Raw genomic sequence first — 25,425 nt, 5'->3', positions numbered from 1 at the left:
ACTTCGACATGACCTCTTCGCACACACCCCCGCCGCCGGGCCACATCCCCCCCGAGCAATCGCTGATCGAGTATCCGAGCGACTTCCCCATCAAGGTGATGGGGGCGATGCAGGATGATTTTGCCGAGACGATCGTCAAGCTGGTTCAGCAGCACGATCCGGAGTTCCACGCCGGTCGTTTGGAAATGCGTCCGTCGTCGAGCGGCAATTACCTCGGCCTGACCGTCATCGTGCGCGCCACCAGCCGCGAGCAGCTCGATGCGCTGTACCAGGCGCTGACGAGCCACCCGATGGTCAAGATCGTGCTGTAAGGCGCCTCGCGCACCAAGCAAAACGCCCCGGTCATGCCGGGGCGTTTTGCTTTTGCGAATGCCGATCCGGCGTCACCCTTTGGCGACGTGGCCCAGGCAGACGGTGTTGTCGTCCATCAGCCGCTCCAGCTTGAGCTTGAACGCGGCAATCTCCGGCAGCAGCCACGCGCGAAACGCCTGCATCTTGGGCGTTTGCAGCGCGCTGTGCGGGCAGACGAAGTAGTAGTTCCACGGGCACGGCGTCGTCGTTTCGAACAGGCGCACCACGCGGCCCGCAAGCAACTCGTTGAACGCCAGTGTCGGACGGATCAGCGCAATGCCCTGCCCGGCCGCCGCGGCCTGCAGTAGCAGCGATGAATCCTGGAACATCAGCCCGCCGCGCGGCTCGACAAACCCGGGCACGCCGGCCGCCTCGAACCAGGGCGTCCAATCCTCCCCCTCGCTGCGCAGCAGGGTCATGGTCGCCATCTCGGCCACAGTGCGCGGCAGGCGCCCATCGTTGAACGACGGGCTGCAGATCGGGAAGAACACGTCGTCGAGCAGCTTCTCCACATACAGGCCCGGATAGTTGCCCGAGCCCATGCGCAGCGCCACATCCACCTCTTCGCGCCCGAAATCGACCAGCGCGGGGCTGGAAAACAGCTCCACCTCCAGTTCGGGGTGCTTTTCGATGAAGGTGCCGATATGCGGCGTCAGCCAGCGCGCCGCAAACGACGGCATGGTGCTGATGGCCAAACGGTTGTCACGGTTGCCGGCGCGCAACTGATGCGTGGCCTGGGCGATCTGATCAAGCGCCTCACGCACGCGATCGGCGTAGACACGGCCCGCATGGGTGAGCGTGACGCGCTTGCCGCGCCGCTCGAACAGCGGCACGCCCAGCTCCTCCTCCAGCGTGCGCATCTGATGGCTGACCGCACCGTGCGTGACGAACAACTCCGTCGCCGCGCGCGAAAAACTCTCATAGCGGGCCGCCGCCTCGAACACCCGCAGTGCGCCCAGCGGTGGCAGGCGCATCGGTTCGCGGATCTCCGTCATATTCCCTCCGGATTTTCGTTGCGCCGCCTCTTATCTCTATGTGAGCCGCGCTATCAAAGACAACAATATATATCGTTTTGTACTAGGCAACCAACCACCTAGACTACTTCCACGGCAGGCCCCGCCTCGATGCCGTGAAGGAGCCGATCATGAAAGCTGTACTAACAAAAATTGTATTCACTCTCCAACCCGGCGAAGTGGTGGCATTGCGTATGCCGGCGAACCAGAACCTGCGGGTTGAAGAGGCCTATGGCCGTGACGTATGGGTCACGCACGAGAACAAAGCCGGTGACGAATGGCTGCACGCCGGTGGCAGCGTCGCGGTGAAACGCGGCGAGGAAATCGTCGTCTCGGTCGACCCGAAAGCTGCTGGCCCGGTGTCGCTGGCCGTGGAAGCGCTGGACGGCCACATGCCGCGCAAGCCGTGGCACGTGACGGACGGCTGGCGCCATACGCTCGCCGCGCTCGGCTGGAACGAGCACGCCGAAACGCCGATCGTGGCAGCCTGAGTTGACCACCTGAGCACGCCGAACCTGTTTTAGCCTCCTTTTGCGGCAGTTGCCGCGAAAGCCCGATGCCGGTGCGATGCCTCCCATCGCACCGGCATCGTTTTTTGGGGCCAACCCTACGAGCCAACTGGGCAAAGGCACCCGGCGCCATCGGCGGCCCTGCGATACACTCGCGAGCATGATTCCGATTGACATCGTCGAACGCGGCTTTCAGGACTACGCCGACAGCTTCGACGCGATGCAGACGTTCACCGCCGAGCGCGGCCCCGACACCCCCGACACGATCTGGCTGGTTGAACACCCGCCGGTGTTCACGCTCGGTCTGGCCGGCGATCCGGCACATCTGTTGGCCCCCGGCAACATCCCGTTGGTCAAAGTCGACCGTGGCGGACAGATCACCTACCACGGCCCCGGCCAAGTCGTTGCCTACCTCTTGCTGGATCTGCGCCGCCGCGGGCTGTTCGTGAAGGCGCTGGTCGACGCCATTGAGGCGGCCGTCATCGAGACGCTCGCCACGTATAATGTCGCCTCCGAACGCAAGGCTGGCGCCCCCGGCATCTACCTGTCGAACGGGCCGCACCAAGGCGCCAAAATCGCCGCGCTGGGGCTGAAGATCCGCAACGGCTGCAGCTACCACGGCGTGAGCCTGAACCTGGCGATGGACCTCTCGCCCTTCACGCAGATCAACCCGTGTGGCTATGCCGGCCTGGAAACCGTCGACATGGTGACCGTCGGCGCCCACGACGCGTCCGGGCGCTTGGTCGATGCAACCGACTGGCACCCCGTTTCCCGCGTACTAGCCGATGCGCTGGTCGCCCAATTGCAGCAACGCGCGCAAGCGCAACCCGCCGAGACCGCTACTGCGTAGCGCCTGGCAAGCAGGACCTGACCCAAGCGTGTGTCACAAGCACACGCGGAGAACACGATGACCGATTCCGCCACCGGCGCCGCTGAAAGCGTCGTCACTTCCGCCCCGTCGAACAAACCGTACGACGCCACGGCCAAGCAGAAGTCACTCGACAAGACCGCGCGCATCCCCATCAAGATCGTGCCGGCCGAGAAGCTCAAGAAGCCGGACTGGATTCGCGTGCGTGCCGCCACCGGCAACTCGCGCTTCTACGAGATCAAGGACATCCTGCGCGCCAACAACCTCGTGACGGTGTGCGAAGAGGCGAGCTGCCCGAACATCGGTGAATGCTTCGGCAAGGGCACGGCCACGTTCATGATCATGGGCGACAAGTGCACGCGCCGTTGCCCGTTCTGCGACGTCGGCCACGGCCGCCCGGACCCGCTCGACGCGCGCGAGCCGGAAAACCTGGCCAAGACCATCGCCCAGCTCAAGCTCAACTACGTCGTCATCACCAGCGTCGACCGTGATGACCTGCGTGACGGCGGTGCCCAGCATTACGTCGATTGCATCTCGCGCACGCGTGCGCTGTCGCCGGCCACGCGCATCGAAGTGCTGGTGCCGGACTTCCGCGGCCGCCTGGAAAAGGCACTGGACATCCTCCAGGAATGCCCGCCGGACGTGATGAACCACAACCTCGAAACCGTGCCGCGCCTGTACAAGCAGGCCCGCCCGGGTGCCGACTACGCGCACTCGCTCAAGCTGCTGAAGGACTTCAAGGCCCGCAACCCGAATGTGCCGACCAAGTCCGGCCTGATGGTCGGCCTGGGCGAGACGGATGAGGAAATCCTCGAAGTCATGCGCGACATGCGCGAGCACGATATCGACATGCTGACCATCGGCCAGTACCTGGCGCCGTCGGGCCACCACCTGCCGGTGCTGCGCTACGTGCACCCGGACACCTTCAAGATGTTCGAGGAGAAGGCCTACGAGATGGGCTTCACGCACGCCGCCGTGGGCGCCATGGTCCGCAGCTCGTACCACGCCGATCAGCAGGCGCACGAAGCCGGCGTGGTCTGATCGCCAGCCAGAAACGCTGCACAAACAAAGAGGGCCTTGGGGTTGAACCCAAGGCCCTTTTGCTTTGGTGCAGTTCGATTAGACGTTCGAAGCAGCGTCCTTCGGATACGAGGCATCGCCGTTCCACGACAGGTAACCGTAGGTGTCGGCCTGACGGTCGGCACCTTGCGTGTACGGGTCGAACTTGGCAGCAGCGCCGTCGGTGTACGGATCAGCCTTGGCGATTGCACCATCGGTGTACGGGTCAGCCTTACCGGCGGCACCTTGGGTGTACGGGTCAAAGCGATCACCCTTCCACGACAGATAGCCGTAGGTGTCGGCTTGGCGGTCACCACCTTGCGTGTACGGATCAGCCTTGGCAATCGCGCCGTCGGTGTACGGGTCAGCCTTACCGGCGGCACCTTGGGTGTACGGATCAAAGCGATCGCCCTTCCACGACAGATAGCCGTAGGTGTTGGCTTGGCGGTCGGCACCTTGCGTATAGACGTCGTACTTGGCGGCAGCGCCTTGGGTGTACGGATCGGCCTTGGTCACGGCTTGACCGTTGGTGTACGGCTCCTTGGCTTGTGCGGCGGCGGCCGGTTGGGCCGACAGCAGTGCTGCAGAAGCGGACACGGTGGCCACCAGGGCCAGCAGGGTGTTACGGGAGAAAGCGGTTGCGAGACGGGTGTTCATGATCGGCTCCTTTATGTGCCTAGATGTTCGGTTGCGCTCAGTTCGTTGCGCTTGAGAGCAGAATAGATCGTTGCCTTTCAAGAATAAATAACCGCATCAAGAAAAGACTGTTCTCCATAAATCAACAATTGGCATGCGCACAGTACAGCGCAGTCGTGGCGCCAAACCTAGGGCAGACATTACGGTGCGCTACAGCGCGGCGTTGTCAGTGGCTGGCGGCCGAGGGTCAGCGATGCCTTGGCGTAGAAGCGCCAAGGCGTGCGCACAGACCCTGACGCTGGAGCAGCATCGTGCACTCCAGTGCCGTCACGCTGAATCGGTTCAGACCGTCACAACAATCTTGCCGAACTGCTGATTGGATTCCAGATAGCGGTGGGCCTCGACGATCTGCTCCAGCGGGAACACACGGTCGATGACCGGCTTGAGCGCGCCAGAGGCCAGCCCATCGAGGATGAACTGCTTGGCGGCGGCCAGCTTGGCGGGATCGCGCACGACCAGCTTGTACTGATAGCCCTGCACCGTCAGTTGCTTGCCCAGCACCGGGAACAGCGGGAACGCCGTCGCCCCCGTGCTCAGCGCGCCGTACTCGGGCAAGACCGGCGGCCTACACCCAAGCTGCGCAGCTTCATTGACGCGGTGATCGCCGCATTCGGCAAATAAACGCGGTCGAAAAAAAAAACCGCGCCCGAAAGCGCGGTCTTGGTGATGCAGTACGAACCTATTCATTGGCCGGCCGCCCCGGGCGCGGAGCACTCGGGGCCTCGGCTACGAGCCTCCCCGCTTGCACGTTCTTCCACCAGCCCAGCAGCGTCAGCGCGAACCAGAAGAACTGCGAAAGAAACGATGCCAAATTGAACGCCCCCATCAGCGAAATCAAAATGCAAATGGGGCCGACCAGGTTCAGGCGAACGACGAATGCACCAGCGGGCGGCTTGTGCAACACCTGCACTGCAAAGTGCGCCGTCACGTAAGCGGCAACGCCAACCAGTCCAACAACGTCGGTAAAACCCAGGGAAGCCATGGTGCTGTGATGCTCAGGGCAAAGGTGGCGAGAGAAGCGTCTTGGAGGTACGTGCGCTTACTGTTGTGCTGGCTGCCCTGGGCGCGGCGCGCTTGGCGCCTCAGCCACCGGCCGCCCTGCCTGCTTGTTGCGCCACCACCCCATCAACGTCAATCCAAGCCAGAAGAATTGCGTGAGGAACGAGGACAGGTTAAACGCGCCCATCAGCGAAATCAGGATGCAGATCGGCCCAATCATGTTGAGGCGGACAGCAAACGGCCCCGTGGGCGGTTTGTGCAGCACCTGCACGCCAAAGTGCGCAGTAACGTAAGCGGCGACGCCGACCAGACCGACAACGTCGGTAAAACCCAGGGAGGCCATGGTGTGTTGCTCTCAGAGCGAAGGTTGTGGGGAAAGGGTTGAAGGAAGGACGCCGCCTGCCGCTCAGTACGTCGCCGTCAGCTTGAGCACGACCGTGCGCCGGCCGAGCGTCATGCGGTCGGCGCTGTTGCGCGCCGACACCTGATGGGCATAAGCAGACGCGTCCGCCCCCGTGAAGGCGGCGGATAGCGTCAGGAACTTGTTGATGGGCCGCGACAGCTCGACGCGGTAATCGGTAAAGCTGAATGCGCTGTGGTTGCGCACATGCTCGTGCCCAACGTGCAGGCCGAGTGTGAAATCGTTGGACAGCGGCACGTCCCAGTTGGCCTCGGCATAGGTCGAGCCACGGCTGCCTTTGTCGATGCCGTCGGCCAGCGAGTTGCCATCAAAGCCGAAGTAGTTCGACAACGATGTCCACAGCTTGACCGACACGCCGCGCCAACCGGTGCCAACCATCCACTCCGTGTAGCCGTAGCCGGTGGCCGGGCCGCCCGCAAAGGCCTTGTCATAGCGGGCACCCGGATACCAGTAGCGATACAGCCCGGTGGTCAGCTCGATGTCGTGCGCGACGGTGGTGGCGTAGCCAACGTAGGTGTCGATCTCCGTGTGGCCGCCGGCGATGACGTGGTCGCTGATCTGCGAGCCCCACGCGCCGATGTAGAGGCCGTTCGGCATCGCGTAGTCGATGCCGGCCTGCAGCGCAGGCTTGCCCCACGTCTGGCGCAGGCCGCGTGACACGTACTGCGAGACGACGGAAGCGTTTGCCGTCCAGCGCTTGTCGTCGCTGGCCGGTGCCTCGTCGGCAAACACAGGCAGCGCGGCAGCGCATGCCGCCGCCCCGCCCAGCATCGTCGCGACCCTCGGCCAGCGCATCGACCAGCGCATTAGGCCGTCACCAGTTCGCTGGCGACCAGCGGTTTGGCGGGCGCCTGCAGCGGCGATTTGCCGTGCACGTAGAACGCCGCATCCGAACGCGCCAGCGGCGCCACACCGCGAATACGGTCAGCGATCTTTTCGGCCATCATGATCGTCGGCGCGTTCAGGTTGCCGGTGACGATGCGCGGCATGATCGACGCATCCACCACACGCAGGCCTTCCAGCCCGTGCACGCGGCCTTCGTTGTCGACCACGGCCATCGGATCATCGGCCGGGCCCATCTTGCAGGTGCAGGATGGGTGCAGTGCAGTCTCGGCGTGGTTGCGCACGAAGGCGTCGATTTCGGCGTCGGTCTGCACACTCGGGCCGGGGCTGATCTCGCGGCCGCGGTACTGGTCGAATGCGCGCTGCGCGATGATGTCGCGCGTGATGCGCACACCGGCACGGAACTCGCGCCAGTCCACGTCATGCGCCATGTAGTTGAACAGGATGCGCGGCTTGTCACGCGGGTCGCGCGAGGCAAGCTTCACGTAACCCGTGGACGGCGAGCGCATCGACCCGACGTGGCACTGGAAGCCGTGCATCTTCACCGGGTTGCTGCCGTCGTAGTTCACCGCCAGTGGCAGGAAGTGGTACTGGATGTTCGGCCACTCGAAGCTGTCATCGCTACGGATGAAACCGCCTGCCTCGAAGTGGTTGCTGGCGCCGGGGCCGGTGCCGTTCATGTACCACTCCAGGCCGACCTTCGGCTTGTTGTACCAGAGCGTTGATTCGTAGATCGACACGGGGCGCAGACACTCGTACTGGATGTACATCTCCAAGTGATCCTGCAGGTTCTCACCCACACCCGGCAGATGCGCGACCGAGTGGATGCCCATGGCGCGCAGCTCGTCGGCGTTGCCCACACCCGAACGCTGCAGCAACTGCGGCGAAGCGATGGCGCCGCTGGTGACGATCACTTCGCGACGCGCACGCCACGTTTCACGGTTGCCATCCATCAGCGCCTCGACGCCCACGGCACGCGTGCCCTCGAAGATCACGCGGTCGGCCAGCACGCGCGGCAGCACCGTCAGCGTGGAACGCTTGCGTGCGGTATCCAGATAGCAGAGCGACGTGCTGGCGCGACGGCCCTTGGCCGTCACGGTGCGGTCCATCGGGCCAAGGCCCTCCTGGCGATAGCCGTTCAGATCGTCGGTGGCCGGAATGCCAGCCTGCTCACCGGCTTCGATAAAGGCATGGAACAGCAGGCTGTTGTCCTGCTTGGGCGTGGTGACCTGCAGCGGGCCAGCATCGCCGTGCCAGTCGTTGGCGCCCTTGTCGTACGTTTCCGACTTGCGGAAGTACGGCAGGCAATCCGCATACGTCCAATCGTCGAGTTGGAAATCGCTCGCCCAGCGCTCGTAGTCCATCGCGTTGCCGCGGATGAAACACATGCCGTTGATGAGTGACGAGCCGCCCAACCCCTTGCCGCGCCCTTGCGACATGCGGCGGTTGTTCATGTGCGGCTCGGGCTCGGTCTCGTAGGCCCAGTTGTACGTCGTGCCTTGCAGCGGATAGGCCAGCGCGGCCGGCATCTGCGTGCGGAAATCCCAGCGATGGTCCGGGCCGCCGGCTTCGAGCAGCAGCACGGTCACGTCGGGGTCTTCGGTCAGGCGCGCGGCCAGCACGCAGCCAGCCGAACCTGCGCCCACGATGATGTAGTCGTATTCCTGTACGGTGTTTGTCGTCAAAACAAGCCCTCCCTGGTTACGCAGCGTCCGTGCCAAACCAGCCCATCGGGGCCGGTGCGAGGTTGATGTAGCTGTGCTTGAGTTCGGTGTACTCGTCCAGGCCACCGCGGCCGAGTTCACGGCCAATGCCGCTGGCCTTGTAGCCGCCCCACGGTGCCTCTGGGAAGTACGGGTGATAGTCGTTCGCCCACACCGTGCCGAAGCGCAGTGCGCGGGTGACGCGGTTGGCGCGGTCCAGATCGCGCGTCCACACCGCACCGGCCAGGCCGAATGGCGTGTTGTTGGCGCGGCGCACGGCCTCTTCTTCGGTGGTGAAACGCTCGATGGTCAATGCCGGGCCGAAGATCTCTTCGGTGGCGATCTTCATGTTGTCGTTCACGTTGGTGAGCACCGTCGGCTCCAGCCAGAAGCCACGCTCGAACTGCGTGCCTTCCGGCACCTTGCCGCCACAGCGCAGCACGGCGCCCTCGGCCACACCGGCTTGCACCATGTTGATGATCTTCTGGCGCTGGAACGCCGATTGCACTGGGCCCATCTGGGTGCCGTCTTCAAAGCCGTTGCCGATGCGGATGCGCTTCACGCGCTCGACCAGCGCTTCGACAAAGCGGTCGTGGATGCCGTCTTGCAGCATCAGACGCGAGCCGGCCGAGCACACCTGGCCAGCGTGGAAGAACGCGGCGTTGACGGCGTGATCGACAGCGGCATCGAAGTCCGCATCATCAAAGATGATGTTCGGGTTCTTGCCGCCCAGCTCCAGGCCGATCTTCTTGAAGTTGCCGATGGCGGCATTCATGACCGCCGCGCCAGCAACAGCACCACCCGTGAACGAGACCAGATCCACGTCCAGGTTGCGCGACAGTTCGGCACCGGCTTCACCGGCACCCGTGATCAGGTTGAACACGCCCGCCGGCACGCCCACCTCAATCAACAGCTCGGTAAAGCGGTGCGTGGTCAGCGGCGTCAGGTTGCTCGGCTTGATGACGATGGTGTTGCCCGCACCCAGTGCCGGCGCGATCTTCCATGCGGCTTGCAGCAGCGGGTAGTTCCACGGCGTGATGAGGCCGCACACGCCCACCGGCTCGCGCAGCGTGCGGCTGATGACGTGCGACGGGGCTTCGTTCACCAAGCCCGACTCGGTCGCAACCAGGCCGGCAAAGTAGCGGAACGTGGCGGCAATGCCGTCCATGTCCCAGCGGCTTTCAATGATGGTCTTGCCGGTGTTCAGCGATTCGAGCGTGGCGAGGTTCTCGGCATCGGCGTCGATGGCATCGGCAATGCGGTTGAGCAGGCGGGCGCGCTCGCGCGTGCCGGTGTTGCGCCACGGGCCTTCGTCAAACGCGCGGCGGGCAGCGGCGATGGCGCGCTGCGCATCAGCCACGGACGCGTCGGCGGCCTGCGTCAGGACGTTTTCGTTGGCGGGATCGATGATGTCGCGGTATACGCCGCCTTCGGGCTGCACCCACTGGCCGTCGATATACAGATCAAGACGGGGCGCCAGCGTGGCGGAACGAAAATCGGTGGAAAGAGAAGCTTGCGTCATATCCAGTAGCCCTGTTGATGGCTGGCGCACACAGAAGACGGCGCCCGAAATGCCGACACCGTAGCGCCTGAACAGACGAGATTCGGTGCGGTGACCCAGAAATTCACTGTTGGTGTTTTTATTTACCTTTAGAGAATTATGGACTAGTCTAGGAAAAATTAGTTGCCTCCGGCCAATCGTTAAGACCTAACGATCACATAATTGGATAGTTTTTCGCTATTTTTGAGGCGTTATACTGTCGCGAATCACTCTCAGTAAATTCCGCTCCATGACCGCTGCTTCACTCCCGTCGTCTGACGGCCCGCTCGATGACGACAGCTTTGCCGGCCGCCTCAAAGGCGTGCTGACGCGCGGCCGCATCCAGCTCAAGCAGGTGGCGGCGGCGCTGGGCGTGTCGCCCTCGGCGGTGCACAAGTGGACGCGCGGCGGCGAGATCGAATACGCCAACCTGCTGGCGCTGGCGCGTTTCCTGAACGTGAACTGGCTGTGGCTGCGCTACGGTGATCGCGCGCTGGCCGACTTGGAAGCCAACCTGAACACCGACGCCCGCGCCCGTGAAGGACGCCAGAAGCACCTGGCCGCCATCATGGAAAGCGAGGCGCGCATGACCTTCGCGCAGGAGATTTCCGGGGTGGTCACGTGGGAGTGGAATCTGCTGACGGACGCGGTGGCGTACTCACCGAATGCCGCGCGCCTGTTCGGCCGGCCGATCCGCACGCTGGAAGATTTCTGGCAGTGCGTCGCGGCCGAAGACGCACCGGGTGTGCAGGCCGCCATCGCGCAGAACCTGGCCGAGGGCGGTGTCTACGCCCATGAGTTCCGCATCAACCCGGCGCCGGACACCGTGCGCTGGATCGTCTCGCGCGCCACGCTCGTGCGGGATGCGCAGGACCGCCCGGTCAAGATGATCGGCCTGAGCCTGGACATTACCGAGCGCCGCACGGCCGAGGCCGCGTTGCGCGACTCGGAAGCGCTGCTCGCCAAAGCACAGCAGATCGCCCGCCTCGGGAGCTGGGTCTGGGAACCCGGCAGCGACGCCTGCCGCTGGACCGACGAGGCCTACCGCATCTTCGGCTGGGTGCCGCAGGCCACGCCGGTGACGATGGCGCGCTACCTGAATGCCATCGTTCCCGCCGATCGCGCCCGCGTGCAGGCCGTGCTGGACCAGGCCGTGACTACGCGCCAGCCGTATCGCGTGGAATACACCATCGCCCTGCCCGACGGCACGCGCCGCCATATCCACGAGGAAGGCGAGGCGCAGGATTCGACGGCCGCCACGCCCACCATGATCGGTGCCGCGCAGGACGTGACCGCTGAGGTGGAAGCGCAAGCCGCCTTCCGCGACAGCGAAGCCAAGCTGCGCACGCTGTTCGAGCAAGTACCGGTCGGCATCGCGCAAGTCAGCCTGGAGGGCCGCTGCCTGCGCGCCAACCCGTGGCTGTGCAAGCTGCTGGGGCAGCCTGAGGCCGCGCTGCAGCAGCGCACGCTGCTCGACCTCACGCACCGCGACGACCTTGCGCGCCACCTGCGCCAGTACGGCGAGTTGCTCGCCGGCACGGTGCCGACCTATGCGCTCTCGCTGCAACTGGTACGCGGCGATGGCTCGGCCGTACCGGTGCGCGTGACCACCTCACTGGCGCGCGATCCGGCCACTGAGGCGCCGTTGCACCTCATCACCGTGGTGGACTTGGTGCCTGAGGCAGGTGCTTCTTAACGCACCACCGTCACTTGACGTTGCATACGTCAACTTCTGACAAACCCGTCAATCGTTGCGACTGATTTTCCGGCATGCCTGGAGGGCCGGCTTAGACTCACCCTGAAATACCTTCAGTTAATTTCTGCACCTCCAGTAACTTACGCGTCGCCCGCATGATGCATCGCGGGCACGGCGCACAGAACAAGGAGACCGGTTTTGGCTTCATCTTCCGCCGCCCGCGCGGCACATCATCGACGTACGTTGCAGTGGGGCTACCGCTGGGCGCTATGGGCCGCGATTCTGTGGGGCGCCTGGTACGTGCCGGGCACGGCCGTCTGGCATGAATCGCCGTTCGGTGCGTTGGACCTCTCCGATCCGCGCGTCTTCCTCACCTGCGCGGCCGTCATCACGGCGTTCCACAGCTGCATGGTGGTGCTGTTCCAGTGGGTGTGGCTCGGCACGCTCGGCAAGCTGGGCGACTACTTCCGCACCATCGGCCAGTTCCGCAAGATCTCGCGCTGGTACTTCATTGCCGCCGTGGCCGGCGGGCTGATGGCCAACTTCGGCTCGTACCTGGCGATGGGCTACGTGGGCGCGGTGTTCGCGGCGGTGGCCGGCCTGCTGTATCCGGTGGTGGGCGCGACGGTGGCCAAGCTTTGGTACAACGAGCGCATCAGCGCGCGGGCGGCAGTAGGCATCGCAATCATCATCCTGGGCGGCGTGGCGATCTACGCGCCAGCGCTGATGGCCGAGTCGCACAGCGGCGGCAACCAGTGGATCGGCTACCTAGGCGGCGCCATGGCCGCCATCGGCTGGGGGCTGGAAGGCGCCATCGTCGGCCGCGCGATGGACGTGACCGACCCCGACTGCGGCGTCTCCATCCGCTACACCGCCGAGGCCATCTACTGGGTCGTCCTCATCCTGCCGGCCATCGCGCTATTCGCACATGTGCCAGTGCCCGTCACAACCATCGTCTCCGGCATCGTGCACAGCAAGGCGCTGCTGTGGCTGGCGGTGGGCGGGCTCACCTTCTCGTTCTGCGCGGTGGCCTGGTACAAGTCGTTCCCGCTGATCGGCGTGGGGCGCGGGCAGGCACTGGGCGCGTTCTACGCGATGTTCGCCACGATCTTCACCGCCGTCTTCACACTGCAGTTTCCGGAGTGGTACTTCCTGATCGGGCTGGCGCTGGTGATCTTCGGCGGCTTTGTGATGGTGTCGGAAAGCTCGGAAAACCTCGAAGTGATCCGCGGCACGGCACCTGCCATTCCCACCACAACAACAGCAACCACGGAGACACACGCATGAAGCTGCACATGAAGGGCTACATCCTGCAATTGCTGGCCGACGGCGACGGCCTGTGGGATGGCGACATCGCCCATCGCACCTGCATTGAATACGGCAAACCCGAAGACGAGTACTGGACGGGCAGCATCCGCGCCATCCTGGCCGACCTGTACTCCGGCGGCCTGGTGCAAACACCCGAAGACACGCTGGACGAAGCCACCGGCAAGGTGCACTTCCGCTATGTCATCACCGAGTTTGGCCGCCAGCGCATGGCGGATACCGGCCTGATCGAAGTCGAACCGAAGGAGACCACGCCATGACGAGCTACTGGGGCTACCCGTTTGCCGATGTGCTGGCGATCGCGATGATCGTCGGACTGAGCGCATTGGCGCTGTATCAGGCACGCACGTACACGCGGCAACTCTGATCGCGCAGCCACGAAAAAACGGCCCGCTGACAGTCACGTCAGCGGGCCGTTTTGCTTGGGCGCTGCTGGTGCGTCTTCTTATGCGCCCAGTGCCGGGTCTGACACGCTCGGGCGATCCGTTTCCACGTGGCCGGCCAGGCGGCGCTGGAAGCCGGCGTCGGTACTGGCCGTGATGGTCAGGTCGTACCAGGCGTGCTGGCCGCGCAGGTCCAGGTACACCGAGGCATCATCCCCACCACGCACTTCGCGCTGCACGGTGGCGCCCGTGTAGGCGTTCTTGATCGTGAAAGTCGTGTGCGCACGGCCGTGATTGATCAGGCGCAGCTCCAGGTTGCCGTTGGCCACGTCATAGCCTTCCTTCACTTCCAGCGCGCGGCGGCCTTGCGGATGCAGCAGGCCCGACAGCGTGAGCTTGCCGGCAAAGCGGCGCAGGAAACCATTCGGGCCGTGCACTGTGAAGTCGTATGCGCCACCGGCACCCACCGGCAGTTTGTCCGACAGGCGCTTGCCGGCTTCCACCGTGTAGGTGCGCGGCGCATCCACGCTGCCGGCCGTGTAGACGAGGAAGGCCGCGCCCACCTCGCCGGTGTTGACGAAGTCGAGCTGGAACTTGGCAGCGGCCTCGTCGTGGCGGCCGCGCACGAACAGCTCATACGGCAGCGCACGCGCCGGACGCACGCCGCGCTCTTGCTTGGGCACGGCTTGCAGCAGCGGCGGCAGCGGGATGTAGTCCGGATGACGCGCGTGGTCCTTCGGCACGTAGGCCGCGGTGCTTGGCAGCGCCGGCACCACCTCGTTGGGCGTGGCGAAGTTGAACGCGGACGTCAGATCGCCGCACACCGCACGGCGCCACTTCGAGATGTTCGGCGACTTGACGTTGTGCGTGCGCTTAAAGCGCTGCTCGATGAAGCGAATGATTGAGGTGTGGTCGAACGTTTCCGAGCAGACGAAGCCGCCCTTGGACCAGGGCGACACCACCAGCATCGGCACGCGCTGGCCGAGGCCATAGCTGCCCGCGCCGTACTTGGCATTGCCCGGGAAATACTCGCCCGTGGTGTCGACGGTGGACAAACCATTGCTGCCCGACGATGCGAACGGCGGCACGAGGTGGTCGAAGAAGCCGTCGTTCTCGTCGTAGGTGATGAAGACCGCCGTCTTGCTCCACACCTCTGGGTTGGAGGTCAGGATCTGCAGGACCTGGTCGATGTACCACGCGCCATAGTTGGCCGGCCAGTTCGGATGCTCGGAGAAGGCTTCCGGCGCGGCAATCCACGACACCTGCGGCAGCGTGCCGTTCTGTACGTCGCGCTTGAGGATGTCGAAGTAGCCGTCGCCGGCCGATGCGTTGGTGCCGGTGCGGGCCTTGTCGTACAGCGGGGTGCCCGGCTGCGCGTTCTGGTACTGGTGGAAGTACAGCAGCGAGTTGTCGCCGTAGTTGCCGATGTAGGCATCGCTCGTCCAGCCCCAGGAGCCGGCGGCGTTCAGGCCGGTGCCGATGTCCTGGTAGATCTTCCACGAGATGCCGGCGGCTTCGAGCACTTCCGGATAGGTGGACCAGCCGTAGCCGACTTCGGCGTTGTCGATCACCGGGCCGCCACCGACGTTGTCGTTGCCGACGTAGCCCGTCCACATGTAGTAGCGGTTCGGGTCGGTCGAGGTGGGCGTGGAGCAATGGTAGGCGTCGCAGATGGTGAAGGCGTCGGCCAGCGCATAGTGGAACGGAATGTCCTGACGCGTGAGGTAGGCCATCGTGGTGGTGCCCTTGTGCGGGACCCAGCCGTCGTAGCGGCCACCGTTGACGGCGGCGTGCGTGTCGTTCCAGCCGTGCGGCAGGTCTTGCAGGAACTGCAGACCCAGGTCCGGCGCACTCGGGCGGAACGGCAGCACTTCACCCACCCCGCCAGCGACCGGTTGGTGCCACACGTTCTTGCCGGACGGTAGCGTGATCGTGCGCGTATCGCCATACCCGCGCACACCCTTGAGCGTGCCGAAGTAGTGGTCGAACGAGCGGTTTTCCTGCATGAGGATCACGATGTGCTGCACGTCCTCGATATTGCGGTGCGCGGTATGGGCGGGAATCGCCAGCGCCTGGCGGATGCCTTCGGGCACCGCGCCCATGGCTGCGGATGCGGCAGCCAGTTGGGCGGCGGAACGGAGAAAACCACGGCGGCTCTTGGAGGTCATGTTCTCTACCTGATGTCTGTGTTGGGGGGTTGGGGGAACAACACGGGGCAGCGTCTGACTGATCGGGGCGTCAGTCGACGGTGTGCATCACGGGTGGCACCAAGCCGTCGCGCGCGATGGTGGGCAAAGCGGCAGCCTGCGTGGAAGACGGGGACGGGGACGGAGACAACGTGGAAGCCTGCGCCCGCACTACAGCAGGCACATGCGGGTCAGCGGTATCGCAGCCGGCCAGCGCACAGTTGAGCACCGCCGCAATGAGGATCGCGGGGCGAAAAAACGGTCGACTGGCAGCGCGGCTTGCATACACGGATGACCTCCAGATGACACTGGCGGCCTGGGCATGCAGCGCGCGCCTGTCACTCAACAGGCGCTAAGGTAGAAAGGAATCGTGTCGGCCACGTGACGGCGGCACACGCCATCAAGCAAACAGGTGAGGGGTCAGTCTTGGGGCCGGCTGGCACGCCGCTCCAGCTGGGTCTGCTCGGCCCGCCAGGCAAGGTAGCCGAGGCCGAGGAACGGCCACAGCCAGCCGATCCATTGCGACAGGCTGTTGAAATGGACAAAACGCCCGAGCCGCCAGGCCTGCGCCGACACCCACGAGTACGGACTCGGCGGCAGCACGTTCGACAGCAGGATCAGCACGATCAGCAGCGTCATCGCCAGCGCGCCGCGCAGCCAGCGCGGCAGGCGCACCAGCAGCACCAGCGCCAGCGAGCCCACCACCAGCCCGAAGCGCGCGCCCGACGAGAGCCAATCCCACGCGCCGGCCAGCGGGAACTGCAGCAGTGTCGCCCCGGCCTTCAACAGCAGCGCGCTCGCCAGCAGTGCCGCCAGCAGGCGCAGCAGCGGCGCACCACGACGCATGGCCACGGTGGCCAGCAGCCCGGTGCCGATCCAACTGCAGGCGGTAATGAGCGCCTCCAGCAATTCCTGGCGCTGCAGGGCCTCGGGGTGTGCCTGCAGCCGGTCATGCCAGTCGAACAGTTCCGGAAACCAGCTGTTGATGACGCTGGTGAGGAACGCGTCCGGCGACGGGTCCAGCACCATGCTGCGGATCACCCCGCCCATGCTGAAGAGAAATTCCTGCGGAAAGATCTGCGCGAACGGCCACAGCAACAGCAGCAGGATCGCAAAGGTGGCGTGCGGCTCGAACCAGCGGCGGCGCAGGCGGCGCAGCCCGCCCTGGTCGATCAGCCGCGCCGAGAACGGCAGCATGACAATCGCCCCCAGCAGCGCCCCCAGCGTATTGGTCGCCAGATCCACATTGGACGACACGCGCGTCGGCAGATACGTCTGGATGGCCTCCATCGCGCCCGAGAGCAGCAGCCCGGCCCCCAGCGCGATCAGCACCGCGCGCCAGCCGGTGATGCGCGGATGCAGCGCCAGCACCGTCAGCATGCCCAGCGGCATGTAGCCCCACACGTTGGTGACCACATCGAAGACGGTGTTGTAGCGCGGCAGCGGCGCGGTCAGATACGCAAACGGCGAGACGCCCATGTCCGTCCAGCCCGCGAACGGATACAGGCTCGCGTAGACCACCAGGAAGACGAAACAGGCCAGCCCGGCGCGGGCGAGCGGCGAGTGGCGATGGGGGGTGGGCGTGGAAGGTTGTGTGTGGAGGTCCGGCACCGGCGGAAGCTGCAGTCAAACTGGGGCGCAATGCCCATGATACCGTCCGACGCCGCCGGACGCGGACGGTTCCCTCTTCCGGCGGAAGGTCAGCGCGCGCGCACGGCCGGTTGCGACGCCGCCGTGGGCGTGCGGGCAGCCAGCGGGAGCCCAGCCACCCAGTCGAGCACCTCGCCGATGGCACGATCGGATGCCTGCGTGAGCGCCGCCACGCCGCCGGCCGCATCGGCGCTCGGGGCGGGTGCGTCGGCCTGCACCACACGCTGGTCGACCACCTCGCGCGACTTGAACACCGTCGCCCGCAGGCGTACCACTCCCCGGCTCGCACCCGGCTGGTCAAACACTTGCGAGAAGTCGACCAGTTCGACACGCAGCATCGGCACCTCCTGCCCGGCATAGCCGACCACCTGGCCGCGCGCGGCGGCGGCGTTGCGCAGGCGGGCGTCGAACAGATTCACCGGCGATTCCACCCAGCGGCTGTTGGCATAGGCGTCGGTACGCTGGCTTTGTGCGTAGGCGAGGCGGTAGTAGATGGCATTGCCGTCCATCCAGCTCGGGCCGGCAACCTCGGCCACGCGCAGTGCGGTGGGCAGGCGCACGCCACTGGCGGCCGTGGGCGCGAGGCCGAAATCGTAGAGCGCAGCCGGCGCAACCGGTGTGCTGGAGCACGCAGCCAGCGCCGTCACGAGCAACAGCGGGGCGGACAGCGCAAGCGCGCGGCTGAGTGTAGGACGCAAGACAGCAGACAACATCGGCATGGATTCTCCTCAGGGCTGGCGGGCAGCCGGCGCCGTGAAACCGGTCTCGCCGGGGCCGGGCGATCCGGGCGCGGGACCAAACAGCACGCTTTGCGGCCGGGCGTTGAAGCTCGTCACCGCGTTGTCGAAGCCGCGCACGGCCTGACGGGCCTCACGCGCAAAGCCATTGAGCTGCGGCAGCGTTTCGTACGTCAACACATTGGCGGCCGATTGCATCGACTGCGTGGCGGTGGCCAGGTTTGAGCCCGCGCCGGAAATCGTCGTCATCAGCGGGCCCTTGGGGTCGGACAGCGTTTGCGACAGCTTGCGCGTGGACGTGAGCGTGGCATCCAGGTTGTCGGCGATCTGCGGCAGCTTGCGCACACTCGGTTCAGCTTGCTGCGCGAGCACGGTGTAGGCGTCCATCGTCTTCTGGAACGACTGCATCGTGCTGGTGAGCTGCTGGCGGTGCTCATCGTCAAACATGATCGACAGCGAGTTCAGCGTCTGATCCAGTTTGGAGAGCATCTGGTCGCCGCGCTTGTCCAGCTCATCCAGGAAGCCCGCTTCCATGCGGATGCGTGCCGGGTCCCTGGCGGAGGTTGCGAGGTGCTCCGGATTGGGTGTGCGCTTGCTGCTGCTGTTACCCTGATCGAAACCGCGATCGTCCAGCTGCACGTAGGCAAGGCCGGTCACGCCCTGGTACGCCAGCCGCCCGTAGGTGGTGGTGGTGATGGGCGCATCCTTGTCGACCAGCACCCGCACGACGATCTGCCCCGGCACCTTGTCGTCAAAGCGGATGCTGTCGACCTTGCCAACATCCAGGCCGCGGTACTTCACGGCGGCCTGCGGGTTCAGCCCGTTGACCGTCGAGCGGGTGACCACGTCGTACGGCACGCGCACGGTCTGGTCGCGGTTGAACCACGTCACGGCCAGCGCAACAAAAATCACCAGCCCGATCGTGAACAGCCCGGCCAGGAATGCGTGGGCTTTGTTTTCCATCAATCCTCCTGCGTCGAAAGCGAGGCGGCGGCCACCGCTTCCGTCATCTCAGGGCCCAGTGCCATCAGGGCCCGCTTGCCCCGCTCACCCAGGAAGTACTCCTTGATGAACGGATGGTCGATCTGAATGATCTGCTCCACCGGCTTGGCCGCCAGCACCTTGCGGTCAGCCAGTACGGCAATGCGGTCGGACAGCGCCACCAGCGTGTCCAGGTCGTGTGTCACCATCACCACGGTCAGGCCCAACTCCTGGCGCAGCTCGCGGATGAGGGCAACGTAGTCGTCGGACGCGCGCGGGTCCAGGCCGGCGGTGGGCTCATCCAGGAAGACAAGCTCCGGCTCCAGCGACAACGCCCGCGCCAGCGCTACGCGCTTGATCATGCCGCCCGACAGGTCCGACGGCATCTTGTCGGCGTCGGTGGACTTGAGCCCCACCATCTGCAGCTTGAGCATCGCCACGCGCACGATGAAGGCATCGGGCAGCGTACGCAACTCGCGCATCGGCAATGCCACGTTGTCGATCACCGACAGCGCCGAAAACAGCGCGCCGTGCTGGAACTGCATGCCCCAGCGATTGCGCATCGACTGCAGATCGTTGCCGATCTGGCAGGTCAGCTCCTCACCAAAGATGTGGATGGTGCCCGAGGTGGGCTTCTCCAGCCCAACCACCTGGCGCAGCAGCGTGGTCTTGCCGCTGCCGGAGCCGCCCACGATGGAGAGCACCTCGCCACGAAAGACATCCAGGTCGATGTTGTCGAGCACCGTTGTGTTGCCGTAGCGCTTGGTGACGCTGCGCACCTGGATCACGCGCTCGCGCGCAGGCGTGAGGTGCGGCGCGGCCGGGTGGTCAAGCTGGGGATGGCGTGGCCGCGTCATATGCCGACGTCCTTGAAGAGGATGGCGAACACCGCGTCGGCCAGGATCACGATGGTGATCGACACCACCACCGAGGTGGTCGTGCCCTCGCCCAGGCTCTGCGTGTTCGGCTGGATACGCAGGCCGAAGTGGCACGCCACCAGCGCGATCAGCATGCCGAACACCACGCCCTTGCCGATGCCGAGCCACAGGTTGGCCACCGGCACCGCATCGGGCAGCGAGGTAATGAAATACGTCGGGCTGATGTCGAGCTGAAACTTGGCGGCCAGGATACCGCCGCCCAGCGCCAGCAAGTCGGTCCACGCCACCAGCAGCGGCATGGCAATCGCCAGCGCAATCACCTTGGGCAGGATCAGCCGGAAACCGTGCGAAATGCCCATCACGCGCATCGCATCCAACTCTTCGGTCACCCGCATCACGCCGATCTGCGCGGTGATGGCCGAGCCCGATCGCCCCGCCACCAGGATGGCCGCCAGCACCGGCCCCAGCTCGCGGATGATGGCCATCCCCAGGATGTTGACGATGAAGATGCTGGCCCCGAACACGCGCAACTGGTTGGCCGACAGGTAGCTCAGCACAATGCCGATCAGGAAGCCCACCAGTGCCGTGATGCCGAGCGCCCTGTAGCCGGTGCTGTAGATATTGGCGGAAATCTCGCGCCATGGGCCGCGGTGCGGCGCGCGCAGGAACCGCCAGAAGTCGAACATCAACTGGCCGACCATGGCGACGCCGTCGCGGGCGTGATCGAAGAAATCGAACATGCCGTTGCCGAGGATCACCACCGGGTTGATGCGCGGCGCCAGGCGTTTCTTCCAGCCACCCGGGTCGAGCTTGGCAACGCGGTCGATCATGCGGCGCTGGTCGGGGCGGGCGTCGAGGTGTTCGGGCCACGCGTTGCCCCAGGCGCGCCAGAGCAATTGCGCGCCGAAGTGATCGATGCGACCAACTTCGGTCAGGCACCACGCATTAGCGTTGTCCAGCCCGGCGCGAATCTGCTGGCGCGCGCTGCGCACGCCAGCCCGCTCGGCCAGCGCGAGCGTGGTCCAGTCGCCGGAGAGGAAGGCGACGGACTTCCCGTCGACAACGCGAACCTCAAGCTGGGGCGTACGGCAGGTGATCAAACGGGGTCTCCGGGGGTCGGGTGATGCCGGGTGATGCTGAGTATCGGTCGAATTGTAGCCAACACGCCGCCGCACGCTGTCACACTGTGGGGTTCACACGTCTCTTGGTGCAAGCGCCGTGCCCCAGTTTGGAGGCCCCGCTCGTACAATTCGCCCATTCCCTGCGCTAGCGCGAACCTGATCGATCGCCCTTTTTCCATGTCTCTTGCCGAACCCTCTGCGCGCTGGCGCCTCACGCGCGCACGCATCCAGCCCAGCGGCCCGGCCGCCGACTGGCCGGTCGAGGTGGTCGAGGCCACCGGCTCCACCAACGCCGACCTGATGGCCGCCGTGCGCGAAACCGCCTGGCCTGCACACACGGCCGGCGCCGGCCACGCACCGCTGTTGTCCGCCAGTGTGCTGGCCGCCCAGCGCCAGACCGCCGGACGCGGCCGCCAGGGCCGCCCGTGGGATGGCGACCACGGCCTGACCTTCTCCATCGCCTGCGCCTTTGCCGGTGAACCGGCGCTGCTGGGCGGCCTGAGCCTCGCCATTGGCGTGGCCGTGGCCGATGCCGTGGCACGCTACGCCGAAACCTATGGCGGCAGCGCACAGGCCCTGGCACTCAAATGGCCGAACGATGTGCAGATCGCCGGGCGCAAGCTGGCCGGCATCCTGGTCGAGACCGTGCGCACGGCACCCGGACAGACCTGGGCCGTAATCGGCATCGGCCTGAACCTGGAGCGCCCGCACGTGCTGGAAAGTACGCTGGGCCGCGAACTGTCGGGCGTGGAAGAACTGGTGGAAGCGCCCGAGCCGAACGGGGTGTTCTCCGCACTGCTCACATCGCTGGGGGAACACCTGCAGCGCTTTGGTGCGCAAGGGCTCGCGCCCTTCGTTGCGCCGTTCGCCGCACGCGATGCGTTTGCCGGCGAGCGCGTGCGCCTGTGGCAGGACGGCACCGTCGTGCTCGAAGGCGTGGCACACGGTATTGATGCGCAAGGTCGGCTGGCGATCGAATCGGGCGGGCGCGTGCAGTGGGTCCACAGCGGCGAGGTCTCGCTGCGCAGTGCAAAGGATGAGCAACTGCGGGAGCGGCCATGACACGCCTGAAGGCCCCGCACTCTGCGCCCGCGCGGCCGCTGTTGCTGGTCGACGCCGGCAACACGCGCATCAAGTGGGCATGGATTGCCAGCGATGTCGATGCACTCCCCGTGGAGCCCGGTGATACGCCGTGGCAGCACGCCGGTGCCCGCTCACACGATCAACTTGCTGAACTCGTTGAAGACTGGCGCGATTGCCATGCACTGGGTGTGGCACCGCCCGAGGTGTGGATCAGCGCGGTGGCCGGCCCCGCGCTGCGCGACGCACTCACCGCACGCATCGCGCGCGTGTTCGACGGCGCGCGCGTGCGCATTGCCACATCGGAAGCCGAGACCGCCGGCCTGCGCAATGGGTATCGCGAACCCACGCAACTCGGCACCGACCGCTGGGTGGGCGCGGTGGGCGCACGCAGCCTGTGGCCCGACACCGCCCTGCTGCTGGTGACAGCCGGCACCGCCACCACACTCGACATCGTCTCGCCCGATGGCCTGTTTGCCGGCGGCCTGATCCTGCCCGGCATCACGCTGATGATGCGCGCGCTCTCGCGCAACACGGCACAGTTGCCCGAGGTGGATATCAGCTACCTCAGCGCGCGCGATGCCGTTGCGCCGCCGTGGGCCGACAACACGCAGGATGCCATCGCCCTGGGCTGCGTCACGGCCCAGGCTGGTGCCATCGCGCAGACGTGGCAGACGCTGCAATCGCAATACCCCGGCCCGGCACGCTGCGTGCTGAGCGGCGGTGCACGTGCCGCCCTCGCCCCGCATCTGCGCATGCCGTTCCAGATGCACGATAATCTTGTGCTGCTTGGCCTACAGGTGCTGGCGCGCGCAAACCGGGAAGGTGCGGCGACGCTGGCGTGAGGGCCACCGTTTTCGTATTACCGTTGTTGCTGTCGCCGTGTTCCTGCATTCTGAGCCACCGTCCGAATCCCTCTCCGTCCGCACCATGACGCTTCGCCTCGCCCTGCTGCTCTTGCTGCTCGTCAACGGCGTGTTGCTGGCGGCCAATACCGGCGTATTCGGGCCGAACGTGCCCTCGGCCTGGTTCGAAAGCGACCGCGAGCCCGAGCGCATGCAGCGCCAGATCCGCACCGAAGGGATCCGCATTCTTGAGCCAGTGCCCGCCGCCAGCACTACAGCGCCCCAGACTGCGCCAGCGTCGTCGCCCGCAGCATCCGGCGCCTCGGCTGACACCAAGGCCAGTGCCGAACACACGGCGCTTGCCGCAGACACGGCGGGCAGTTGCACCGAACTCGGCGGCCTGACCGACGCGCAGGCTGCAAAGGGCGTCGATCAGCTCAAGCAAGTGGCTGGCGTACAGGTCGAACGCATCACGCGCCAGGAAGACAACCGCTGGTGGGTCCACATGCCCGCCCGCGACACGCGCGACGACGCCGAGCGCAAGGTGGCCGAACTCAAGCGCCGCAACGTGGCCGATTCGGCCATCGTGCAGGAAGGCAATACGTTTGTGGTGTCGCTGGGCCTGTTCCGCGACAAGGAGCGCGCGCAGCAGCTTCTGGATGAGTTGCGCGCCAAGGACGTGCGCACCGCTGTGGTTACACAAACGCGCCGGCTCGGCGCGCAGACCTCGCTGCGGGTGACCGCCACCGCCGATGCGGCCTCGGGCGTTGCAGCGCAACTCGCTACCCTCAAGAAGACGCTCGGCGCCGACGAACTGCGCGCCTGTGCCACCTCTGCGGCAAACGTCACCGCATCGCGCTAAGCGCTCAGGACGTCGCGCGCACGCGCTTGAGCAGCGCGGTGGTCGAGCGATCGTGCTCGAACGGAATCGCCAGCGCCGTGCCGCCCCAGCTGCGCACCACGCGCGTTTCCTCCAGCGCATCGATATCGTAGTCGCCGCCCTTGACGTAGATGTCGGGGCGCACGTGTTGAATCAGTTCGACCGGCGTGCGCTCGGCAAACAGCACCACCAGGCTCACCGATTCGAGCGCGGCCAACACGGCCAGGCGATCTTCCTGCGTGTTGAGCGGACGATCATCGCCCTTGCCCAGCATGCGCACCGAGGCATCGGTATTCACGCCCACCACCAGCGACGCACCCAGCTCACGTGCCTGCGCCAGATACGTGGCGTGACCGCGATGCAGGATGTCGAACACGCCGTTGGTGAATACGATCGGGCGCGGCAAGGCGCGCACGCGAGCCTCTACATCAGCGGAGTCGCAAATCTTCTGTTCAAAGGCGGGCGCGGGCTGGCGAACGGTCATGGCGCAGAGACAATCGGAGTGGAAAACAAAACGGCCCATCGAATCGATGGGCCGCCGCAGTTGGCACAGGCCAGTGGCAAAGATCAGGCCGCTTGTTCAGCGCCGCCGGCCGAGCCGAGCAGACGTGCGTTCAGTTCCTTGCGGTAGCGGTTCAGGTCTTGCACGGTTTCGAAGGTGCGCTCGAACAACAGACCCATGTTGTGCAGGATGCGCTCGATCACCTTCTTTTCCCAGCCGGCGTCGAACTTGATCTGCTCGTCGAGCCAGTGCTCGAGCCAGTCCGGGTTCGGCAGGCGGGATTGCACCGTGTCTTGCGGGAACAGCGCCTTGTTCACGTGCAGGTTGGTCGGGTGCAGCGGCTTTTCGGTGCGGCGGGCCGAGGCCATCAGCACGCCGATCTTGGCGAACGCGCTGCGGGCGTTATCACCGAACGTGCCCAGGTACTTCTTCATGTAGCGCAGGTAGGCGCCGCCGTGGCGGGCTTCATCTTGCGACAGATGCTTGTAGATCGACTTGATGACCGGCTCGGTGTGCCATTCGGAGGCACGGCGGTACCAGTGGTTCAGGCGGATTTCGCCGCAGAAGTGCAGCATCAGCGTTTCCAGCGGCGGGGCCGGATCGAACTCGAAGCGCACGTTGTGCAACTCTTCTTCGGTCGGCACGAGGTCCGGGCGGAAGCGGCGCAGGTATTCCATCAGGACCAGCGAGTGCTTCTGCTCTTCAAAGAACCACACGCTCATGAACGCCGAGAAATCGGAGTCGTGACGATTGTCGCGCAGGAACATCTCGGTGGCGGGTAGTGCAGACCACTCGGTGATGGCATTCATCTTGATGGTCTGCGCTTGCGCGTCGGTCAGCAGCGACGCATCGAACGTGTCCCACGGAATATCCTTTTCCATATTCCAGCGGACCGCTTCCAACGACTTGAACAATTCGGGATAGAGCATGGTAAGCCTTTGAATTTGCAGGCGGATTCTAGCAGACATGCTTGACCGGCCCCGGTTTTTCATGGTTACCGGGGCAAAGAACGGTGTCTGCCCGTTTCCTCATCACAACAGGCCTGCCGGTGCCACGCATGCAACGTGGCTTGGCGACCCCCTTGATACGCTGGGTTGTAGCGCATCGCCTCGCGGTATGCCGCGATGTGATCGGCGGCCGTCTGGTGAGCGTCGGGCC

At 65.3% G+C, this 25,425-nt stretch carries 26 protein-coding genes; 10 read left to right on the top strand and 16 right to left on the bottom strand.

The window, feature by feature from the left end:
- Positions 1-8: 8 nt before the first annotated feature.
- Positions 9-311 carry a DUF493 family protein gene (locus V6657_RS01155; protein WP_021196295.1) on the top strand — a complete coding sequence of 101 codons (303 nt, stop codon included), beginning with the start codon at positions 9-11 and terminating at the stop codon, positions 309-311.
- Positions 312-383: 72 nt separating this feature from the next.
- On the opposite strand, the gene V6657_RS01150 is transcribed toward V6657_RS01155, so the two are convergent.
- Positions 384-1,346 carry a transcriptional regulator GcvA gene (locus V6657_RS01150; RefSeq protein WP_048933319.1) on the bottom strand — a complete coding sequence of 321 codons (963 nt, stop codon included), beginning with the start codon at positions 1,344-1,346 and terminating at the stop codon, positions 384-386.
- 149 nt (positions 1,347-1,495) lie between these two features.
- Between V6657_RS01150 and V6657_RS01145 the strand changes: the two genes are divergently transcribed.
- The 3 genes from V6657_RS01145 to lipA all read left to right on the top strand — a co-directional run bounded on the left by V6657_RS01145 (position 1,496) and on the right by lipA (position 3,782).
- Entirely contained in the window at positions 1,496-1,855 is a 360-nt protein-coding gene (locus V6657_RS01145; protein ID WP_048933318.1) for a DUF2917 domain-containing protein, read from the top strand.
- A 178-nt stretch (positions 1,856-2,033) separates the two neighbouring features.
- A complete protein-coding gene (gene lipB / locus V6657_RS01140; protein ID WP_048933317.1) occupies positions 2,034-2,723 on the top strand; it encodes a lipoyl(octanoyl) transferase LipB in 690 nt (229 codons plus the stop codon).
- A 57-nt stretch (positions 2,724-2,780) separates the two neighbouring features.
- Positions 2,781-3,782 (top strand): lipoyl synthase, encoded by a 1,002-nt coding sequence (gene lipA, locus V6657_RS01135; protein WP_048933316.1) that lies wholly within the window; start codon positions 2,781-2,783, stop codon positions 3,780-3,782.
- Between the two features lie 78 nt (positions 3,783-3,860).
- Here the strand turns inward: lipA and V6657_RS01130 are convergent, their stop codons facing one another.
- The 7 genes from V6657_RS01130 to V6657_RS01100 all read right to left on the bottom strand — a co-directional run bounded on the left by V6657_RS01130 (position 3,861) and on the right by V6657_RS01100 (position 9,984).
- Positions 3,861-4,457, bottom strand: coding sequence for a hypothetical protein (locus V6657_RS01130; RefSeq protein ID WP_048933315.1), 597 nt, complete (start codon positions 4,455-4,457; stop codon positions 3,861-3,863).
- Positions 4,458-4,778: 321 nt separating this feature from the next.
- Positions 4,779-5,051, bottom strand: a complete 273-nt coding sequence (locus V6657_RS01125) for a zinc-binding dehydrogenase (protein WP_048933314.1) — start codon at positions 5,049-5,051, stop codon at positions 4,779-4,781.
- 124 nt (positions 5,052-5,175) lie between these two features.
- Positions 5,176-5,478 (bottom strand): hypothetical protein, encoded by a 303-nt coding sequence (locus V6657_RS01120; protein ID WP_048933313.1) that lies wholly within the window; start codon positions 5,476-5,478, stop codon positions 5,176-5,178.
- 57 nt (positions 5,479-5,535) lie between these two features.
- On the bottom strand, positions 5,536-5,838 hold the full coding sequence (locus tag V6657_RS01115) for a hypothetical protein (protein ID WP_048933312.1): 303 nt from the start codon (positions 5,836-5,838) through the stop codon (positions 5,536-5,538).
- A gap of 63 nt (positions 5,839-5,901) precedes the next feature.
- Positions 5,902-6,723: a TorF family putative porin gene (locus tag V6657_RS01110; protein ID WP_082170155.1), complete on the bottom strand. Its 822-nt coding sequence runs from the start codon at positions 6,721-6,723 to the stop codon at positions 5,902-5,904.
- Positions 6,723-8,444: a choline dehydrogenase gene (betA, locus tag V6657_RS01105; RefSeq protein WP_048933310.1), complete on the bottom strand. Its 1,722-nt coding sequence runs from the start codon at positions 8,442-8,444 to the stop codon at positions 6,723-6,725. Before betA ends, V6657_RS01110 begins: the two co-directional genes overlap by 1 nt.
- 16 nt (positions 8,445-8,460) lie before the next feature.
- Positions 8,461-9,984: an aldehyde dehydrogenase family protein gene (locus tag V6657_RS01100; RefSeq protein ID WP_048933309.1), complete on the bottom strand. Its 1,524-nt coding sequence runs from the start codon at positions 9,982-9,984 to the stop codon at positions 8,461-8,463.
- A gap of 268 nt (positions 9,985-10,252) precedes the next feature.
- Between V6657_RS01100 and V6657_RS01095 the strand changes: the two genes are divergently transcribed.
- The 3 genes from V6657_RS01095 (at position 10,253) to V6657_RS01085 (ending at position 13,284) form a co-directional block, all read left to right on the top strand.
- Entirely contained in the window at positions 10,253-11,698 is a 1,446-nt protein-coding gene (locus V6657_RS01095; RefSeq protein ID WP_082170154.1) for a helix-turn-helix transcriptional regulator, read from the top strand.
- Between the two features lie 198 nt (positions 11,699-11,896).
- Entirely contained in the window at positions 11,897-12,985 is a 1,089-nt protein-coding gene (locus tag V6657_RS01090) for a DMT family transporter (protein WP_021196283.1), read from the top strand.
- Positions 12,982-13,284, top strand: coding sequence for a hypothetical protein (locus tag V6657_RS01085; RefSeq protein WP_048933308.1), 303 nt, complete (start codon positions 12,982-12,984; stop codon positions 13,282-13,284). The genes V6657_RS01090 and V6657_RS01085 overlap by 4 nt, the downstream gene beginning before the upstream one ends.
- A 185-nt stretch (positions 13,285-13,469) precedes the next feature.
- Here the strand turns inward: V6657_RS01085 and V6657_RS01080 are convergent, their stop codons facing one another.
- The 6 genes from V6657_RS01080 to V6657_RS01055 form a co-directional block, all read right to left on the bottom strand.
- A complete protein-coding gene (locus V6657_RS01080; RefSeq protein WP_048933307.1) occupies positions 13,470-15,575 on the bottom strand; it encodes a phospholipase C, phosphocholine-specific in 2,106 nt (701 codons plus the stop codon).
- A gap of 438 nt (positions 15,576-16,013) precedes the next feature.
- Positions 16,014-17,219 (bottom strand): VanZ family protein, encoded by a 1,206-nt coding sequence (locus V6657_RS01075; protein ID WP_048933306.1) that lies wholly within the window; start codon positions 17,217-17,219, stop codon positions 16,014-16,016.
- A 74-nt stretch (positions 17,220-17,293) separates the two neighbouring features.
- The gene (locus V6657_RS01070) at positions 17,294-17,962 is read right to left on the bottom strand and encodes an ABC-type transport auxiliary lipoprotein family protein (RefSeq protein ID WP_048933305.1); all 669 of its coding nucleotides are present in this window, start codon (positions 17,960-17,962) and stop codon (positions 17,294-17,296) included.
- Positions 17,963-17,971: 9 nt separating this feature from the next.
- Positions 17,972-18,943, bottom strand: coding sequence for an MlaD family protein (locus tag V6657_RS01065; RefSeq protein ID WP_048933304.1), 972 nt, complete (start codon positions 18,941-18,943; stop codon positions 17,972-17,974).
- On the bottom strand, positions 18,943-19,818 hold the full coding sequence (locus V6657_RS01060; RefSeq protein WP_048933303.1) for an ABC transporter ATP-binding protein: 876 nt from the start codon (positions 19,816-19,818) through the stop codon (positions 18,943-18,945). The genes V6657_RS01065 and V6657_RS01060 overlap by 1 nt, the downstream gene beginning before the upstream one ends.
- Complete coding sequence (locus V6657_RS01055; RefSeq protein ID WP_048933302.1) at positions 19,815-20,939, bottom strand: ABC transporter permease; 1,125 nt, start codon at positions 20,937-20,939, stop codon at positions 19,815-19,817. The genes V6657_RS01060 and V6657_RS01055 overlap by 4 nt, the downstream gene beginning before the upstream one ends.
- Before the next feature lie 198 nt (positions 20,940-21,137).
- Between V6657_RS01055 and V6657_RS01050 the strand changes: the two genes are divergently transcribed.
- The 3 genes from V6657_RS01050 to V6657_RS01040 all read left to right on the top strand — a co-directional run bounded on the left by V6657_RS01050 (position 21,138) and on the right by V6657_RS01040 (position 23,747).
- On the top strand, positions 21,138-22,022 hold the full coding sequence (locus V6657_RS01050) for a biotin--[acetyl-CoA-carboxylase] ligase (protein ID WP_048933301.1): 885 nt from the start codon (positions 21,138-21,140) through the stop codon (positions 22,020-22,022).
- Complete coding sequence (locus V6657_RS01045; protein WP_048933300.1) at positions 22,019-22,885, top strand: type III pantothenate kinase; 867 nt, start codon at positions 22,019-22,021, stop codon at positions 22,883-22,885. Before V6657_RS01050 ends, V6657_RS01045 begins: the two co-directional genes overlap by 4 nt.
- An 85-nt stretch (positions 22,886-22,970) precedes the next feature.
- Positions 22,971-23,747 carry an SPOR domain-containing protein gene (locus tag V6657_RS01040; RefSeq protein ID WP_048933299.1) on the top strand — a complete coding sequence of 259 codons (777 nt, stop codon included), beginning with the start codon at positions 22,971-22,973 and terminating at the stop codon, positions 23,745-23,747.
- 4 nt (positions 23,748-23,751) lie between these two features.
- Here V6657_RS01040 and rfaE2 read toward each other — a convergent pair whose 3' ends face one another.
- The gene (rfaE2, locus tag V6657_RS01035) at positions 23,752-24,249 is read right to left on the bottom strand and encodes a D-glycero-beta-D-manno-heptose 1-phosphate adenylyltransferase (protein WP_048933298.1); all 498 of its coding nucleotides are present in this window, start codon (positions 24,247-24,249) and stop codon (positions 23,752-23,754) included.
- Positions 24,250-24,332: 83 nt separating this feature from the next.
- On the bottom strand, positions 24,333-25,235 hold the full coding sequence (locus tag V6657_RS01030; protein ID WP_248694798.1) for a ferritin-like domain-containing protein: 903 nt from the start codon (positions 25,233-25,235) through the stop codon (positions 24,333-24,335).
- Between the last annotated feature and the right edge of the window lie 190 nt (positions 25,236-25,425).

The sequence above is a fragment of the Ralstonia sp. RRA genome, from assembly GCF_037023145.1.
Taxonomy (GTDB): Bacteria; Pseudomonadota; Gammaproteobacteria; order Burkholderiales; family Burkholderiaceae; genus Ralstonia.
This window is presented reverse-complemented; position numbering and strand designations above follow the sequence as displayed.